The following is a 17,637-nucleotide window of genomic DNA, read 5'->3' on the forward strand; positions in this document are numbered from 1 at the left end:
CCATAAGTTAGCCGCTTCACCCTGCCGCCGCTTTGCGATAGTCCATCGCCATGCAGGGTCTTTTCACCAGATCGCCGGGCGTGCAATCGGCCCTATGACGACATTGTCTCCCCTGGCCGCCATCGCCATTGGCGGTATCCTGGCGCTGTGGCTCGCCGCCGCCATATGGGCGCTGATGAAGGGCGCGCAACAGCAGCGGCAGGGCGCGCATGCGCAGGATCAGCTTGATCGCCTGACCGCGCTGATCGAATCGGCGCCGGCGATTGTCGCGATGGTGCGGCCCGATGGGCGACTGGAGGCGACGGACCGGCTCTCGACCTGGCTGGGACTGGAGCAAGTCCCCGCTTTTGCATCCGAACTGACCGGCGCCGATGGCGGGTTGTCGGCCGAGGACAGCGCTGCGCTGGCGCGCGACATTGGCGCGGCGCAGCGGGCGGGTCGCCCCTTTTCCCGACCGGTGAGGGCGCTGGGTTCATCCCGTTCGCTCATGGTTCGCGGTGCGCCCGCCAGTCCCGAACTGGCCGAATCAGGCAGCGTCGTGCTGTGGTTTTTCGACGCGACCGAGAGCCAGTCGGAGATTTTGGGGCTTCAGGCCCATGTCAGCCAGCTTCGCGACGCGCTGGAGACGCTGGCCGGGCTGATCGAGGCCGCGCCGCTGCCGATGTGGCATCGCGGCCCGGACCAGAAGCTGAGCCTCGTCAACAGCGCCTATGTTCGCGCCGTTGACGGGATAGACGCCGCCCGCGTCATCCATGAAGGCATCGAATTGGTGGAAGCCGTGGAAGGCATCAGTCCCGGCGAAGCGGCGGCGCAGGCGGCGCTGACCGGGGGCCCTCTCGAACGGCTGGTGCCAGCCACCATTGACGGCGAGCGGCGCACCATGCGTGTGGTCGATGTGCCTTTGGGGGAGGCAGGCGTCGCCGGTTTCGCGATGGACCAGCATGAACTGGAACAGGTGCGCGTCGAACTGCGGCGGCTGGAAGCGGCGCAGCGCGATCTGCTCGACCGGCTGTCAGCGGGGGTTGCCCGCTTCGGTGCTGACCGTTCGCTGCGTTTCTGGAATCAGCCATTCATCAGTCTGTTCGCGCTCGACGCCGGGCATCTGGCCGATGCGCCCGCGTTCGAACGGGTGCTGGACCGGATGCGCGAGGCCGGGCGCATCCCCGAACATCGCGATTTCCCCGCCTGGCGGGCGGAGCGGCGGGACTGGTTCCTGTCGCCCGAACCGCGCGAGGAAAACTGGCTGCTGGCCGACGGCACCCATTTGCGCGTCTACGCCCAGCCGCTGCCCGATGGCGGCTTGCTGATGATTTTCGAGGACCGCACCGAACAGGTGATGCTGTCGAGCGCGCGCGACACGCTGTTGCGGGTGCGAACGGCGACGTTCGACAATCTGTTCGAATCGATCGGCGTCTTCTCTCAGGACGGTCGCCTGCACTTGTGGAACAACCGTTTCCGGGTGATGTGGGGCGTGCCGGAGGAAATGCTGGCCGCCCATCCGCGCATCGACGAATTGATGGCGAAGGTGCAGACGCGCCTCGCCAAGCCGCATCAGGCCAATGTGGTGCGCGAACTGGTGCGGGCCGCGACCGTGGAGCGCAAGCAGCGCATGGGCCATGTCGGTTTCGCCGATGGCCGCATCTTCGAATTCGCGGCCATTCCGCTGCCCGATGGCAACGCCCTGTTCACGATGCTGGACGTGACCGACAGCCGCAAGATGGAGCAGGCGCTGCGCGACCGGAACGAGGCGCTGGAGCAGGCGGACAAGGTCAAGACCGCCTTTGTCACCAATATGAGTTATGAACTGCGCACGCCGCTGACCAGCATCGCCGGTTTCGCCGAGATGATGAACGAGGGCTATGCGGGCGAACTGAGCGAGGCGGCGCGCGATTATGTGCGCGGCATTGTCGAGAGCACGCAGCGGCTGTCGATGCTGATCGACAATGTGCTGGACATGACCCAGAGCGAGGCGGGGACGCTGGCGATCGAGCGTAAAACGGTCGATCTGGCGGCGCTTGCGCGGGCCAGCGCGCAGCGGCTGGAACCCGATGCGCGCGCCAAGAATATCGAATGGGTCGTCGATTTGCAGCCTTCGCTCGGCGCCGTCCATGGCGACGCCCGCCGGATAGGCCAGGCGCTGGACCATCTTCTCGAAAATGCCGTGCGCTATTGCGGGGAGGGTGCGCGCGTGCTGATCCATGGCGATGGCGACGGGCATAAGGCCCGACTGGTCGTGTCGGACAATGGGCCGGGCATTGACCATGGAAGGCAGGCGGCGCGGCCGGGCATAGGCCTGCCGCTCGCGCGGCGGCTGGTGGAGGCGCATGGCGGCGTGTTGACGCTGTTGTCCGAACCGGGCGAAGGCACTGTGGCGGCGATGGAGTTGCCGCGTGGATAGACAGATTTCGGTGTCCGGCGAGGCCGCCATGCTGGCGCTGGGCGCGCGCATCGCATCGGCCGTACGCGCCGGGGACGTCATCGCCCTGCAAGGCGGGCTTGGCGCGGGCAAGACGACGCTGACCCGCGGTCTCCTCCATGCGCTCGGGCTGGAGGGCGAAGCGCCGAGCCCCAGTTTCGCGCTGGTCCAGCCCTATGATGCGCCGCCGCTGCGCCTGCCGGTCGCCCATGTCGATCTTTACCGGCTGGATGATGCCGAAGACATCGCCGAACTGGGGCTGGACGATTATCTGGAGGATGGTCTGGTCGTCATCGAATGGCCCGAACGCATGGGGGATCGCCTGTGGCCCCATGCGCTGCGCCTGACCATTGAGGATGAAGACGCTGGTCGACGCTTGACAGCGGACCTGACGGACGATTGGAGGGATAGATGGTCCCGACTATGATCCCGCCCGCCGCTGCTCCCGATTTTCTGACCAAGGCAGGTTGGGGCGACGCCGCCATATCGCCGCTGGCGGGCGATGCCTCGTTTCGCCGTTATTTCAGGGTCATCCGCAATGGCCGACAGGCCGTTTTGATGGACGCGCCGCCGCCGCATGAAGACCCGCGCCCGTTCATCGCCATCGCCGAGCATCTGCGCGCCGACGGATTTACCGCGCCCGCCATTTTGGCGCGCGATCTGGACCATGGTCTGGTGCTGATCGAGGATTTCGGCGACCTGCGGATCAAGGAATATCTGGAGGCGCAGCCGGAACAGGAATTGGCCGTCTATGGCCGGGCGGTCGACTTGCTCGCGGACCTTCATCGCCGTCCGCCTGCGCAGGTGCCGCCTTATGACCGGGCCGTCTATCAACGCGAAACCGGGCTGCTGACCGAATGGTATTGTCCGGCCATCGGCCTTGATGTCGATACCGATGGCTATCGCGCCGCATGGGATGCGGTGCTGCCCATGGTGGAGAGAGACGACGCGCCGGCCGTCACCGTGCTGCGTGATTATCACGCCGAAAATATCATGTTGATCGACGGGCAGGCGGCCCATGGCCTTGGCCTGCTGGACTTTCAGGACGCATTGGTCGGGCACCCGGCCTATGATCTTGTCTCGCTGTTGCAGGATGCCCGACGCGACGTGCCCACAGCCGTCGAGGCGGCGATGATCGCCCGTTATCGCGACGCCGCCCACCCGAGGGGCGATTTCGATGCGGCCTATGCGGTGCTGGGCGCGCAGCGCAACGCCAAGATCATCGGTATCTTCACCCGCCTGTGGAAGCGTGACGGCAAACCCCGCTACCTGTCATTCCTGCCGCGCATGTGGGGGCTGCTGGAGCGCGACCTCGCCCATCCGGCCCTGGCGCCCGTGGCCCGCTGGTTCGACGCCAATATCCCGGCGGACAGGCGCCATGCCGCGCTGGAGGAGTTTGCGGAGGCATGATCGACACGGCGATGCTGATGGCGGCGGGATTGGGCAAGCGGATGCGCCCGTTGACTGCGACCCGGCCCAAACCGCTGGTGCGGGTCGCGGGCAAGCCGCTGATCGACCATGCGCTCGACCGGATGCAGGCGGGCGGCATTCAGCGCGTGGTGGTGAACGTCCATTATCTGGCCGACACGATCGAAGCCCATTTGCGGACCCGGCGCACTGGCATGACGCATGTCGTTTCCGACGAACGGGCGAAGTTGCTGGAGACGGGCGGCGGGCTGGTGAAGGCCAAGCCGCTTTTGGGCGATGCGCCCTTTTTCTGCGTCAACAGCGACAATATCTGGATCGACGGCCCCACAGAAACCTTTGGAATGCTGCGACGCATTTGGGATCCGGCGCGCATGGACGCATTGCTGTTGCTGGTTCCGCTGGCCCGCGCCAACTGCCATGGCGGGCAGGGCGATTTCCACATGGACGCCATGGGACGGCTCAGTCGCCGCAAACAGGCGCATGTCGCGCCTTTCGTGTTCACCGGCATCCAGTTGATGAAGCCCGAACTTGTCACCGATCCGCCCGCCGACGTATTTTCCACCAATATCTTCTGGAACCGGGCGATCGAGTCCGGGCGTCTGTATGGCGTGGCGCATCAGGGCCTGTGGTTCGATGTTGGCACCCCCGCCGCCATCCCGGTGGTGGAGGCGATGCTGGCCCATGGGTGATCGCACCCGCCCGGCGCTCTATTCCATTCCGGCGCACCGCGCCTTTGCCGACTCGCTGGTCGCGGGGCTGATCGCGCAATATGGCGCCGACCCGCTGGCGCTGGCGCGCGGCATGATATTGCTGCCCAACAACCGCGCGGTCCGGGCGGTGAGCGACGCCTTTGTGCGCGCGTCGGGCGGGGGTTTGCTGTTGCCGCGTCTGACGCCGCTGGGCGACCCGGAACTGGACGAACGGCTGGGCAGCGCGCTTGACCCGATCGGCATGGGGGCGGACATCCCACCGGCCATAACGCCGATGCGGCGGTTGATGATCCTGTCCCGGATGGTGCAGCGGGTGCGGCGGGCAGCCGGGCAGCCGGTCGATGCGGGCGAGGCGATCAGGCTGGGGCAGGCGCTTGCCGCCGCGCTGGACCAGATGGAAGTGGAACAGACGCCCGCCACGGCCTTGCGCGACCTGACCATCGCGCCCGAGCTGTCCGAACATTGGCAAACATCGCTGCGCTTTTTCGAGATATTGATGGCGCAATGGCCGCAGGAACTGGCGCGGCGCCGGGTGATCGACCCGGCCGACCGGCGCAACCGGCTGTTCGCGCATATCGCCGCCCGTTGGAAGGACGCGCCGCCGCCCGGCTTTGTCGTCGCGGCGGGGATCAGCACGACCGCGCCCGCCGTTGCGAACCTGCTGGCGCGGGTGGCGACGATGAAAGGCGGGCAGGTGGTGTTCGCCGGGCTGGACCAGCATATGAGGGGGGATGAGTGGGACGCCATCGGTCCGTTCGATCCCGATCCGATGACCGGCAGGCGCCCGCCAGGCCATGAGACCCACCCGCAATATGCGCTCAAGCGCCTGCTCGACCATATGGGTTTCGACCGGGCCGAGGTCGCGGCTTGGCGCTGGGGATCGGACCATGATGCGCGGGCGGCGCGGGGGCGCTCCATCTCGCTTGCGATGCTGCCGCCGCGCCTGACGAGTCGCTGGCGCGATCTGAAACCGGCGCAGCGGACGCTGGCGGGCGTGGAGGCTCTGGAAGTGGCGACGTCGGCGGACGAGGCGCAGGCGATCGCCATCGCCCTGCGCGGGGCGTTGGAGGAGCCGGGGCGCACGGCGGCGCTGGTGACGCCGGACCGGCAACTGGCGACGCGCGTTTCCGCGCACCTCCAACGCTGGGGCATAGAGGCGGACGACAGCGCCGGGCAACCGCTGTCGCACCTGCCGCCCGGAACCTTGCTGATCGCCATGGCCGAAGCGGTGGCGGATCGCTTCGCGCCGGTGGCGCTGCTGACCCTGCTCAAGCATCCGCTGGTCATGCGCGGCGAGGGCCGTCTGGAATGGCTGGAGGGGGTGCGCGCGCTCGACCTGTTGCTGCGCGGGCCGCGCCCCCCAGCCGACCTGCGGGGCATCGACCTGTTGGTCGCCGAGCATGAGGGCGAGGACAGGCTGCGCGATCTGCGCGCAAGGGTGCGGACATGGTGGCCGCAGGCGCGCGCGATGCTGGCGCCGATGGAGGCGGACTTCGCGCAGGCGCGAGCCCTTCCGGAACAACTGGCCGCGATCCGCACCCATGCCTCGCGTCTGAGCGCCGAAACCATATGGGCGGGGCATCAGGGACATGCGGCGGCGGCGCTGTTTGCCGACATGGAGGAAGCCGCCAGCGATGGTCCCGACGAGGCCGATATCGGCGCGCTGCCGAGCCTGCTCGACCGGATGCTGCGCGCTGTCGCTGTCCGGCCACCGCAGGGCGGCCATCCTCGTGTTGCTATATTAGGGTTGATCGAGGCGCGGCTGGCGCACAGCGACCTGATGATCCTTGGCGGCCTTAACGAAGGCACATGGCCTGGCCTGCCCGCGCCCGACCCCTGGTTGGCGCCACGCATCCGGCGCGAACTGGGCCTGCCTGCGCTGGAAAGCCGGATAGGCTTTGCCGCGCATGACTTCGCCTCTGCGCTGGGTGCGCCGCGCGTGCTGCTCACGCGGTCGCGGCGGGGAACGGGCGGCCCGGCGGTGGCTTCTCGCTTCTGGCTGCGGCTGCGCGCCATGGCGGGGCAGCAGTGGAAGCAGGCCGACTGGCTGAAACATTGCGTGCATGGGCTGGACGCTGTGGCGCATCATCGCCCGTCCGACCGCCCGGCTCCGGCGCCTCCGGTCGAAATGCGCCCGCGCCGCATATCGGTGACGGCGGTAGACCGGCTGAACGCAGACCCCTTCGCCTTCTATGCCCAACGCATCCTGAAATTGTCGCGACTCGACCCCATCGACGCTGATCCCAGCGCCGCCTGGCGCGGCACCGCGGTTCACGCTATTTTGCAACGCTGGGCCGATGAAGGCGCGCGCGACCCGGCGCGGCTGGAGGCGCTGACCCGCGAACTGTTCCAGGAAGCGGACGCCCACCCGCTGCTGCGCGCCCTGTGGCAGCCGCGCTTGCTGGAGGGAATCGGCTGGATTGCGCGCACGGTGGCCGAAGACCGGGCGGCCGGGCGCAGCATCTGGATGGCGGAGAAGGAGGGGCGCGCGCGCATCGCCGGCGTGACGCTGACCGGCAAGGCGGACCGGATCGACCGGATGCCGGATGGAACGATCGCTATTGTCGACTACAAGACCGGCAAGCCGCCAAGCGCGAAACAGGTGCGGGCGGGCATGGCGCTGCAACTCGGACTGCTCGGCGCCATCGCAGAAATGGAGGATGGCTTTGACGGATTGCCAATCGGCGTTCGGGCGAGCGAATTTGAATATTGGTCGCTCGGCCGCAACAAGCAGGACGGCTTTGGCTATCGCGAAAGTCCGGTCGACCCGGATGGCAGGCGCGACAAGATTCGCAATGATGAAATGATCGCGATGGCGCGGGCCTTGTTCACCGCCGCCGCCGAAAAATGGCTGACGGGCGACGCGCCGTTCGAGGCGGGCGTCAATCCGGAGGTCGCCAGCTATGGCGAATATGACCAGTTGATGCGGTTGGAAGAATGGTATGGGCGCGCCGATGCGTAGCGCGCCAACCCCCTTGCAGAAGCTGGCCGGGGCGCAGGCGAGCGCCGCCTCCCCCGATCATCATGTCTGGCTTTCGGCATCGGCGGGCACGGGCAAGACCCATGTGCTGACGGCGCGGGTGTTTCGCCTGTTGCTGAAGGGCGTGGCGCCGGAAAATATCCTGTGTCTGACCTTCACCAAGGCTGGGGCCGCGGAAATGGCGGATCGCATCCATGACCGGCTGGCGGCATGGGTGCAGATGGATGACGGGACTTTGTTCCACGATCTGGAGGCGCTGGGCGAACTGGGCAGCCCGGAATTGTGCGAGAAGGCGCGCCGCCTGTTCGCGCAGGTGCTGGAATCGACGGGCGGCGGCCTGCGCATCCAGACGATCCACAGTTTCTGCCAGCAATTGCTGGCGGCCTTCCCGCTGGAGGCGGGGCTGGTTCCCGGTTTTCGGGCGCTGGAGGATCGCGAGCAGAAGGCGCTGGCGCGGCAGACTCTGGCCGAACTTGTGCAGGATGCCGATGCAAGGGGCGACGAGGCGCTGATGGGCGCGATGCAGGCATTGAGCCTGCGACTGGGGGAGGCGGGGGCTGAAGGCTTCCTGCTGCGTTGCGCCCAGCGTCAGGGGGCGCTTGCCACACTCCCCGATGATGTGGAACCAGTCGTGCGCGCCGCGCTCGATCTGCCGGAGGGCGATCTCGACGTCTGGCTGGCGGACCAATGCGCGGACGGCGCGTTCGACCTTGCAACGCTACAGTGGATCGCCCGCGCCAATGCCGACTGGGGCACGGCCCGCGCCCTGCCGCGCTGTGACGCCATCGCCCATTGGCTGGCGCTGTCGCCGCAGGCCCGTGTCGGGGGCCTTGCCGACCTGCACCGGGTATGGGCCAAGGCGGATGGCGACCCCATGTCGCTGGCCAAGGGGTGGGCGCCTCCGGTCGAAGGCTATGGGGACGCTGTGGCGCGCATGTATGACTGGTGTGCGGCGTTGCTCGGCATCCGGCTGCGCGCGGGCTATGCGGCGCTGCTGGTGCAGGCGCTCTATGCCGGGCGTGCCTATGCCGACGCCTATTCCACGGCCAAGCGTTTGGCGGGGGCGGTCGATTTCGACGATCTGATCGCTCGCGCCGTCGCCCTTCTGAAAACGGGCGGCATGGCCGACTGGATCCGCTACAAGCTCGACCAGCGCATCGACCATATTCTGGTGGACGAGGCGCAGGACACCAACCAGCGCCAATGGGACATTGTCGAGGCGATCGGCGCGGAGTTTTTCGCGGGCGAGGGCGCGCATGGCGACATGGTGCGAACCCTGTTCACCGTCGGTGATTTCAAGCAGGCGATTTTCGGCTTTCAGGGCACCAGCCCGGAAAATTTCGCGCGGGCGAAGGATGTGTTCCGCACCTATGCCGAAAATGCCGGGCAGATATTCGAGGATCTGTCGCTGGCTCGCAGTTTCCGGTCGACCCCGGCGGTGCTGGAGGTGGTGGACGAAACCATCGCCGCGCTGACCGGCCAGAGCCTGGGCCTGCAAGAAGCCCGCGTCGAACATGTCAGCGCGAACCGCTATCCTGGCGAAGTCATGCTGTGGCGCCCGGTTGTCGCGGGCGATGGCGCGGATGCCGGAGGCGAGGAAAATTGGGCGCAGGATCAAGAGCGCGAACTCGCCGCGCGCATCGCCAAACAGATCAAGGAATGGCTCGGCTCCGGTTTGAGGCTTGAGAGCCGCGGCCGTGCGGCGAGCGCGGGCGATGTGATGATCCTCGTCAGGCGGCGCAGCGAGCTTGCCCGGTTGATTGTCGCGCGGCTTTATGAGGAGGGCGTGCCGGTCGCGGGCATCGACCGGCTGCGGCTCAATGCGCCGCTGGCGGTGCAGGACTTGCTCGCCGCGCTGCGTTTCGCGGTCCAGCCGCTCGATGATCTCAACCTTGCCGGCCTGCTCGTCTCGCCGCTGATCGGGTGGAGCCAGGATGAACTGATGCACCGGGCGATGGGGCGGCGCGGGGCGCTGTGGCCGCATCTGACCCAAAGCGCCGATCCGCAGGTCATCGAGCCGCTGCGCGCCTTGCTCGGCCAGGCGGATTTCACCACACCCTATCGCTATCTGGAACAGATATTGTCCGGGCCGATGCAGGGGCGGCGGCGGCTGATCGAGCGGTTGGGGAGCGCCGCCCGCGACCCGATCGAGGAACTGCTGAACGCCGCGCTGGCGTTTGACAGCGACGAGCGGCCGTCGCTGCAACGCTTCATTGACTGGTTTGATCGGGGCGATGTGGAGATTGTTCGCGATGCCGCCGCGCAGGGCGACGCCGTCCGGTTGCTGACGGTGCATGGCGCCAAGGGGTTGCAGGCGCCCATCGTCATTCTGGCCGACGCGGCGCTCAATCCCGATGCGGGCCGTCGTTCCGACATGCTGGAAATGCGCGGTATCCCGGTTATTCCGCCGCGCAAGGCGGAGCGGGGTGGCCCCATCGACGTCATCGCCGCCGCCGCTGAACAGGCCGACCGGGAGGAACATTGGCGGCTGCTCTATGTCGCGCTGACAAGGGCGGAGGAAAAGTTGATCGTCGCCGGATCATTGGGGCCGCGCGCGAAGGGTGAAGTGCCGCCGGAAAGCTGGTTCGCCGCCGTCGACCGCGCCATGATGGGGCTGGGCGCGGAGTGGGAAGCCGACGCGCGCTGGGAACAAAGCCGCTTCTGGCGCGGGCGCGAACGATTGAGCCCCCGGCCCGACGAAAGGCGCAAGGCTTCCGTTGCCGAAGCGGTGGACCTGCCGCCTTGGTTGCACAGTCCCGCGCCAGCGGAGGCGCGCCCGCCCAAACCGCTGGCGCCGTCCGCGCCGGTCGAAGATGATGTGCCCGATCCGCCGCCCGATGCCGCCATGCGCCGGGCGGCTGAACGGGGCCGCTGGTTTCATGCGCTGTTCGAGCGATTGCCCGCCGTCGATCCCGCCGAACGGCGCGGGGCGGCGCTTGCCTGGCTGGCGCGACAGGCCGGGCATGTCGAGCCGACGGAGCGGGACGCCATCGTCGATCAGGTGCTGGCCGTGATCGACGCGCCGGCCTTTGCCGATATCTTCGGTCCCTCGGCACTTGCAGAAGCGCCCGTCGCAGCCGTAGTGGGGGAGGCCGTGATCGCTGGCACGGTCGACCGATTGTGCATCGGCGATGATCTGGTGCAGGTCATCGACTTCAAGACCGGACGCGCGGTCCCCGCCGGGCCGGAGCAACTACCCCCGTCGCATGTGCGGCAGATGGCGGCCTATGTCGCGGCGCTGGAGGTGGTGTTTCCCGGCCGCCGGGTGGAGGCGGGGCTGCTCTACACTGCCGCGCCGCGCCTCATCATGCTGCCCGATGCGCTGGTCGCAGCGCACAAGCCGGGCTTGGGCGGGCAGCAGGACAATTTGTCCCCCATGGCCGTTGAGCCGGGCGTGCAAGCACCCTAGATGTGGTGCCAAGTATCAAGGAGTATCTGACAATGGCGACCAAGGCAGTGACCGACAGCAGCTTTCAGGACGATGTGATCGGTTCCGACAAGCCGGTTCTGGTCGATTTCTGGGCCGAATGGTGCGGCCCGTGCAAGATGATCGGCCCTGCTCTGGAGGAGATTTCGGAGGAACTGGCCGATCAGGTGACGATCGCCAAGATCAATATCGATGAGAATCCCGACGCCCCCGGCCGTTATGGCGTGCGCGGCATCCCCACGATGATCCTGTTCAAGGGTGGCGAGGCGGCCGCGACCAAGGTCGGCGCAGCGCCCAAGAGCGCGCTGAAGGCGTGGATCGAAAGCGTTATCTGACGTTCGGCGACCGGCCTATGTAAGCGGGATCATCACCGTCCGGGCATAGGCCGGCATCGCCGTCATCCGGTCATACCATGCCCGTACTTGGGGAAGGGCGGGCCGGGGAATGTCGAGCGTGAAGAAGCTGTGGGCATAGACGCCCATCGGAATGTCACCCAGGCCAAAGGCGTCGCCCGACAGCCATGGCGCATCCGTCAGCGCGGTTTCCAATATGGCCATGGCCTTGCCCGCCGCCTGCGCCGAGCGCAGCACGGCGTCGGCGTCGCGCTGATCGGGCGTCTTGCGGACCAGATTGACGAAGGCGTCGCGCTGGGCGTCGGCAAAACTGAATTGCCAGTCCATCCATTTGTCGCCGACCGCGCGCTTTGCCGGATCGGCGGGCCAGAAGCGCTCCCCGCCATGGCGCGCCGCCATATAGCGGAGGATGGCGTTGGACTCCCACAGGACCAGCCCGTCCTCCTCGATGGTCGGGATCAGGGCATTCGGGTTCATCGCCCGATAGTCCGGCGTCATGCCGAACTGGCCGCCGACGTCATGGCGGACATGCGGGATGCCAAGCTCCTGCGCGAGCCAGGCGACCTTCTTCACATTATGGGAATTGAGGCGCCCCCAGATGGTGAGCATCGCGGCGGTTCCTTTCAGGCGTAAAGGATGGCGCGGGCAAAATCCCACATGCGCGGCGAGGATGCGCCGAGCAGACCGAAGCCCGGATCGCCAATGCGATAGTCAGACCCGTCCATGCGCGCGCTGCGCCCGCCCGCCTCATTCAGGAACAATGTGCCTGCCGCATGATCCCAGGGCAGGGTGCGCGAGAAGATCGACACATCATTGGCCCCCAATGCGATGCGCGGATATTGTTCGCCCGCACAGCGCGGGATGGCGACGATGTCGAAACGCCCCGCCGCGTTGCGGGTGATCTGTTCGCGTTCTTCGGGCGGCACGAAGGAAACCGCCAGTGCGGCGACGGGCAGGGGGCCATCGCTCTCCTTGGCCATGATGCGTTCGTCGTCAATCATGGCGCCTGCGCCCAGAGTGGCGTGGCACATGCGGTCAAGCACCGGATCGTAAATCCATCCCGCTAGCGTCGAGCCGCCGTCCGCAAGGGCGATCATCAGCGCAAAGGGCGATTTTCCCGCCGCATAATTGCCGGTGCCGTCGATCGGGTCGATGATCCAGTTCAGGCCCTCGCCCGCCCGCGCCAGGATCGCCGGGTCGGCGGCGCAGGCCTCCTCGCCTATCATCCCCGCTTCGGGCAATAGCTTCGCCAGACCTTCGGCCAGACGTTCTTCCGATTCCTTGTCCGCGACGGTCACGAAATCATTGGCGGCCTTCTCGCTGATATCCTCCGCCCGCAAATTGCGGAAGCGCGGCATCACCACATCGCGCGCCACCTTACGCATCAGGTCGCCGACCGGCCGGTAGAGTTCGCTCGCCATCAGCTCCGGTAATCCGCGTTGATCGAGATATAGCCATGGGTGAGGTCGCAGGTCCAGACGGTGGCGCGGCCTTCGCCCAGCCCCAGATCGACGCCGATGCGGATGTCCTGGCCTTTCAGGTGCGCGGCGACGGGCGCTTCGTCATAGCCTGCCAGAGCCAGACCGCCGCTCGCCACCTGGGTATCGCCGAAACGGATGGAGAGAAGGTCGCGCTCGGCCGGTTCGCCCGCCTTGCCGACCGCCATTACGATGCGGCCCCAATTGGCGTCCTCGCCTGCGATCGCGGTCTTCACCAGCGGCGAATTGGCGATAGACATGCCGATGCGATGGGCGCTTTCGTCGCTGACGGCGCCCTCAACCGCGATCTCGATGAATTTCGACGCGCCTTCGCCATCGCGCACGACGAGGTGGGCAAGCTGGCGGCACAGGTCTGACAGGGCGGCGGCAAAGGCGTCCGCGCCTGCATCGTCGAAGGAGGAGAGGGGCGCATTGCCAGCCTTGCCGGTGGCGAAGGCCAGCACCGTGTCGCTGGTAGACGTGTCGCTGTCCACCGTGATGCAAGAGAAGGTGCGCCGGTTGGCGGCCGACAGCATCTGTTGCAGCAGCGCAGGCTCGATGGCCGCATCGGTGAAGATGTAGCCGAGCATCGTCGCCATGTCGGGCGCGATCATGCCCGACCCCTTGATGATGCCGACCAGCATCACGCGGGTATCGCCGATCATCGCGCTCGCCTGCGCGCCCTTGGGATAGGTGTCGGTGGTGCCGATGGTGAGCGCCGCGTCCTGCCAGCCGCAGGGCGCGGCGGCGAATGCGGCGTCCAATCCGGCTTCAGCCTTGTCGATGGGCAGGGGCACGCCGATGACGCCGGTCGAACTCACGAAGACATCGCTTGGCAGGCAGGTCAGATGATTGGCGACGCGGGCGGCGATCGCTTCCACCGCGGCGCGCCCGCGATGGCCGGTAAAGGCGTTGGCGTTGCCCGCATTGACCACCAGCGCGCGGGCGCTGCCCAGCGGCAGGGCATCGCGGCACCATTCGACTTCGGGCGAAGGGCATTTGCTCTGCGTCGTCACCCCGGCGACGACGGTGCCTGGGGCCAGTTCGACATAGGTCAGGTCGCACCGTTCCCATGCCTTGTATCCGGCGCGCGCGACACGTAGCGTGACTCCTTCTATCAAGGGGAGTTGAGGAAAAATGGTGGGAGCCAATGGCGAGAGGTTTTCCATATTGCGCGCATGGGATAAATGGGGACGCTGGTCAATCGGTTGGCAACGCAAGGGCGTTAGCGTAATCGCGCTACTTGGTGGCGCTGCAACCGTTAATGCACAGGTCGCCGCCCCACCTTTAGCGCATCCTCCCATTCCGCGCGGGAACCCCGGCGCGTGGATTGCCACCGCTGATTATCCGGTTCGAGCGCTGAGCCACCGGGTCGAAGGGGCGACGGCCTTTCGTTTGAGCATCGACACTGAAGGCTTTGTACGTGACTGTCGCGTGACGCAGAGCAGTGGCGATGACTTGCTGGATACGACCACATGTGCATTAATCCGCGCGCGGGGCTGGTTCCAACCCGCCGCTAATAGCCAAGGACAGCCAATCGCTGGCGAATGGACCAATCGAATTCAATGGAGATTGCCGAGTTCCAACGCGGGATACTCGGCCCATGATACGAAGGTGACTGGAGCAGGGGGGCGAGCAAATTCGCCCGTGCCGCAGTCGTGGAGCAATATGCTACCCTATTCTGCGGAAACCAGCTTCACCGTCCAAAGGGATGGGAAAATTACAGATTGTGAACAGCAATTTGTTGGCGATCGTTCCGTAGGCGCCACAAACGTTCGGTGCGCGACCCTGCCTAGGATGGCACCGATTTTCACCGACGACCAAGGTCGGCCAGTGTCAAAACGCGTTAGGATGATACAGAGCCTGACGATAACAGATATGGTCAGCGGAGTAACTCTACCTGACAAGCTGACGCAATAGGCAGTGAATGGTCTGCTTCTTCACTCTCGGTTTGATGGAGCGCGTAGCCCCCTCTTCAATTGACTAAAGCCCGCCCCATCCCTAAATCGCGGCGCATATATAGGCGGCGCGCCTGAGGCGATGTCCGTTCCCCGCAAAAGTCAGGAAACTTCATGCTCGGCGCCTTTGCCAAATCCCTCTTCGGATCGTCCAACGACCGTTACGTCAAATCGCTGGGCAAGGTCGTCGACAGCATCGCTGCTTTCGAACCGACGATGGCGGCGCTGAGCAATGAGGATCTGGTCGGGCAGACGGCGCGGTTCCGCGAGCGGCTGGCCGCCGGGGAAACGCTGGACGATCTTTTGCCCGAAGCCTTCGCCACCGTGCGCGAAGCTTCGAAGCGCGTTCTTGGGATGCGCCATTTCGATGTGCAGATGGTTGGCGGCATCGTCCTCCATCGCGGCGAGATTGCCGAAATGCGGACCGGTGAGGGCAAGACGCTGGTGGCGACGCTGGCCACCTATCTCAACGCGCTGGAGGGAAAGGGCGTTCACGTCGTCACCGTCAACGATTATCTCGCCAGCCGCGACTGCGAATGGATGGGGCAGGTCTATCGTTTCCTGGGCCTGACCACTGGCGTGATCGTGCCGAACCTGAGCGAGGATCAGCGGCGCGCGGCCTATAATGCCGACATCACCTATGCGACCAACAACGAGCTGGGCTTCGATTATCTGCGCGACAATATGAAATATGATCGCGCGTCGATGGTCCAGCGGCCTTTCAATTACGCCATCGTCGACGAAGTGGACTCGATCCTGATCGACGAGGCCCGCACGCCGCTCATCATTTCCGGGCCGACCGACGACAAGTCGGAACTCTATGTCGCGGTCGACGCGATCGTGAAGCAGGTGACCGAGGATGATTATGAAAAGGATGAGAAACAGCGGACCATCATCCTGACCGAGGACGGCACGGAGAAGGTCGAGCGCCTGCTGGAGGCGGCAGGCCTGCTCCAGGGCAGCAATCTCTATGATTTCGAAAATACGCAGGTCGTCCACCATGTGAACCAGGCCCTGCGCGCCAACGCCATGTTCCGCCGCGACATCGACTATATCGTCAAGGACGGCAAGGTCATCATCATCGACGAGTTTACCGGCCGCATGATGGACGGCCGGCGCTGGTCGGAAGGGCTGCATCAGGCGGTCGAGGCCAAGGAAGGCGTGCGGATCGAGCCGGAAAACCAGACGCTCGCCTCCATCACCTTCCAGAATTATTTCCGCATGTACCCCAAGCTGGGCGGCATGACCGGCACGGCCGCGACCGAAGCGACCGAATTCTTCGAGATCTACAAGATGAACGTCGTCACCATCCCGACCAACCGGCCGGTGCAGCGGATCGACGAGGAAGACACGTTCTACAAGAGCCTGGAAGACAAGTTCCGTGGCATCGCCAGGACCATCAAGGACCATGCCGAAAAGGGGCAGCCAGTGCTGGTCGGCACCGTTTCCATCGAAAAATCCGAAATGCTCTCGGATTTCCTGACGCAGGAAGGGGTGAAGCACGCGGTGCTGAACGCCCGTTTCCACGAGATGGAAGCGCATATCGTCGCGCAGGCCGGTCGCAAGAGCGCTGTGACCATCGCCACCAACATGGCCGGGCGCGGCACCGACATCAAATTGGGCGGCAATCTGGAATTCCGGGTCGAGGCCGAACTGGGCGAAATGCCCGAAGGGCCCGAACGCGACGCCGCTATCGCCCGGATCGAGGCGGAGATCGAAGCGGAGAAGGCCGAGGTTCTGGCTGCGGGCGGCCTTTTCGTGCTGGGCACGGAACGCCATGAAAGCCGCCGCATCGACAATCAGCTGCGCGGCCGTTCGGGTCGTCAGGGCGATCCTGGCCTGTCGCGCTTCTACCTCAGCCTTGACGATGATCTGATGCGCATCTTCGGCCCGGACACGATGTTCGCCAAGATGATCCGCTCGAACCTGGAGGATGGTGAGGCGCTGCCCCCGTCCAAATGGCTGAGCAAGGCGATCGAAACCGCGCAGAAGAAGGTCGAGGCGCGCAATTACGACATCCGCAAACAGGTCGTCGAATATGACGACGTGATGAACGACCAGCGCAAGGTGATCTATGAGCAGCGCAGCGATATCATGGATGCCGATACGGTGGACGATGTCGTCACCGACATGCGGCATGAGACGGTCAACGACCTCGTCGGTTCCTGCTGTCCGCCCGGCACCTATCCCGAACAATGGGATATTGCGCGGTTGAAGGAACGCAGCGGCGAAGTGCTGGGCGTGGATGCTGACATTGACGCCTGGCTGAACGAGGACAGCGTCGATCCGGAAATGATCGAGGAGCGACTGACCGCGCTCGCCAACGAAGCCGTCGCCGCCAAGATTGCCGACATAGACCCCGCCGACTGGCATGGCATTGAAAAGAGCATCCTGCTTCAGAGCCTGGACCATCACTGGAAGGAGCATCTGGCGACGCTCGACGCCCTGCGTCAGGTCGTGCACCTTCGCGCCTATGCCCAGAAAACGCCGATCAACGAATATAAGCAGGAAGCCTTTGCCCTGTTCGAGCGGATGCTGACCAATATTCGGGAGGACGTGACCGGCACCATTGCGCGCGTGCAGTTCCAGATGGAAGCGCCGCTGCCGCAGTTCGACCTGCCCGTGCTGCCCGACTTCATCACCACCCATATCGACCCGCTATCGGGCGAGGACGACACGGCGGACCGCGATGCGGGCAATCCGGGCTTCATCACCACCACCATGCCGCGCCCGGCGATGGCGGCCGCGCCGTCGGGCGATTTCGCCAATCTGGACATCAGCCGCAATGCCCCGTGCCCCTGCGGTTCGGGACAGAAATACAAGCATTGCCACGGCGCGCTGAGCTGAGGCGGGACTGAACGCTGGGATGCCGGTGGACGCCCCCTGA

12 protein-coding genes are annotated in these 17,637 nt (G+C 65.7%); 9 read left to right on the forward strand and 3 right to left on the reverse strand.

Features of this window, described 5'->3' with window-relative positions; translation table 11 throughout:
- Positions 1–94 precede the first annotated feature (94 nt).
- The 7 genes from GGR44_RS01340 to trxA are packed head-to-tail and all read left to right on the forward strand — an operon-like array spanning position 95 to position 11,296.
- Positions 95–2,398 carry a PAS domain-containing sensor histidine kinase gene (locus tag GGR44_RS01340; protein WP_183953640.1) on the forward strand — a complete coding sequence of 768 codons (2,304 nt, stop codon included), beginning with the start codon at positions 95–97 and terminating at the stop codon, positions 2,396–2,398.
- A 28-nt stretch (positions 2,399–2,426) separates the two neighbouring features.
- The gene (gene tsaE, locus GGR44_RS01345) at positions 2,427–2,843 is read left to right on the forward strand and encodes a tRNA (adenosine(37)-N6)-threonylcarbamoyltransferase complex ATPase subunit type 1 TsaE (protein ID WP_183954201.1); all 417 of its coding nucleotides are present in this window, start codon (positions 2,427–2,429) and stop codon (positions 2,841–2,843) included.
- The gene (locus GGR44_RS01350) at positions 2,840–3,826 is read left to right on the forward strand and encodes an aminoglycoside phosphotransferase family protein (RefSeq protein WP_183954200.1); all 987 of its coding nucleotides are present in this window, start codon (positions 2,840–2,842) and stop codon (positions 3,824–3,826) included. Before tsaE ends, GGR44_RS01350 begins: the two co-directional genes overlap by 4 nt.
- Entirely contained in the window at positions 3,823–4,533 is a 711-nt protein-coding gene (locus GGR44_RS01355) for a nucleotidyltransferase family protein (RefSeq protein WP_183953641.1), read from the forward strand. The genes GGR44_RS01350 and GGR44_RS01355 overlap by 4 nt, the downstream gene beginning before the upstream one ends.
- A complete protein-coding gene (addB, locus tag GGR44_RS01360; RefSeq protein WP_183953642.1) occupies positions 4,526–7,516 on the forward strand; it encodes a double-strand break repair protein AddB in 2,991 nt (996 codons plus the stop codon). Before GGR44_RS01355 ends, addB begins: the two co-directional genes overlap by 8 nt.
- Complete coding sequence (gene addA / locus GGR44_RS01365) at positions 7,497–10,943, forward strand: double-strand break repair helicase AddA (protein ID WP_425511286.1); 3,447 nt, start codon at positions 7,497–7,499, stop codon at positions 10,941–10,943. The genes addB and addA overlap by 20 nt, the downstream gene beginning before the upstream one ends.
- 32 nt (positions 10,944–10,975) lie before the next feature.
- Positions 10,976–11,296 carry a thioredoxin gene (gene trxA / locus GGR44_RS01370; RefSeq protein ID WP_183953644.1) on the forward strand — a complete coding sequence of 107 codons (321 nt, stop codon included), beginning with the start codon at positions 10,976–10,978 and terminating at the stop codon, positions 11,294–11,296.
- A gap of 15 nt (positions 11,297–11,311) precedes the next feature.
- Here the strand turns inward: trxA and GGR44_RS01375 are convergent, their stop codons facing one another.
- The 3 genes from GGR44_RS01375 to argJ are packed head-to-tail and all read right to left on the reverse strand — an operon-like array spanning position 11,312 to position 13,961.
- Positions 11,312–11,923: a glutathione S-transferase family protein gene (locus GGR44_RS01375; protein ID WP_183953645.1), complete on the reverse strand. Its 612-nt coding sequence runs from the start codon at positions 11,921–11,923 to the stop codon at positions 11,312–11,314.
- A 14-nt stretch (positions 11,924–11,937) separates the two neighbouring features.
- Positions 11,938–12,735, reverse strand: coding sequence for an inositol monophosphatase family protein (locus GGR44_RS01380; RefSeq protein ID WP_183953646.1), 798 nt, complete (start codon positions 12,733–12,735; stop codon positions 11,938–11,940).
- Positions 12,735–13,961 carry a bifunctional glutamate N-acetyltransferase/amino-acid acetyltransferase ArgJ gene (argJ, locus tag GGR44_RS01385; protein ID WP_183953647.1) on the reverse strand — a complete coding sequence of 409 codons (1,227 nt, stop codon included), beginning with the start codon at positions 13,959–13,961 and terminating at the stop codon, positions 12,735–12,737. Before argJ ends, GGR44_RS01380 begins: the two co-directional genes overlap by 1 nt.
- Between argJ and GGR44_RS17175 the strand changes: the two genes are divergently transcribed.
- Together GGR44_RS17175 and secA are read left to right on the forward strand one after the other, a co-directional pair.
- Positions 13,930–14,712, forward strand: coding sequence for an energy transducer TonB (locus GGR44_RS17175; protein ID WP_183953648.1), 783 nt, complete (start codon positions 13,930–13,932; stop codon positions 14,710–14,712). The genes argJ and GGR44_RS17175 overlap by 32 nt on opposite strands.
- A 152-nt stretch (positions 14,713–14,864) precedes the next feature.
- Positions 14,865–17,597 carry a preprotein translocase subunit SecA gene (gene secA / locus GGR44_RS01395; RefSeq protein WP_183953649.1) on the forward strand — a complete coding sequence of 911 codons (2,733 nt, stop codon included), beginning with the start codon at positions 14,865–14,867 and terminating at the stop codon, positions 17,595–17,597.
- Positions 17,598–17,637 lie beyond the last annotated feature (40 nt).

The sequence above is a fragment of the Sphingobium fontiphilum genome (assembly GCF_014196635.1).
Taxonomy (GTDB): domain Bacteria; phylum Pseudomonadota; class Alphaproteobacteria; order Sphingomonadales; family Sphingomonadaceae; genus Sphingobium; species Sphingobium fontiphilum.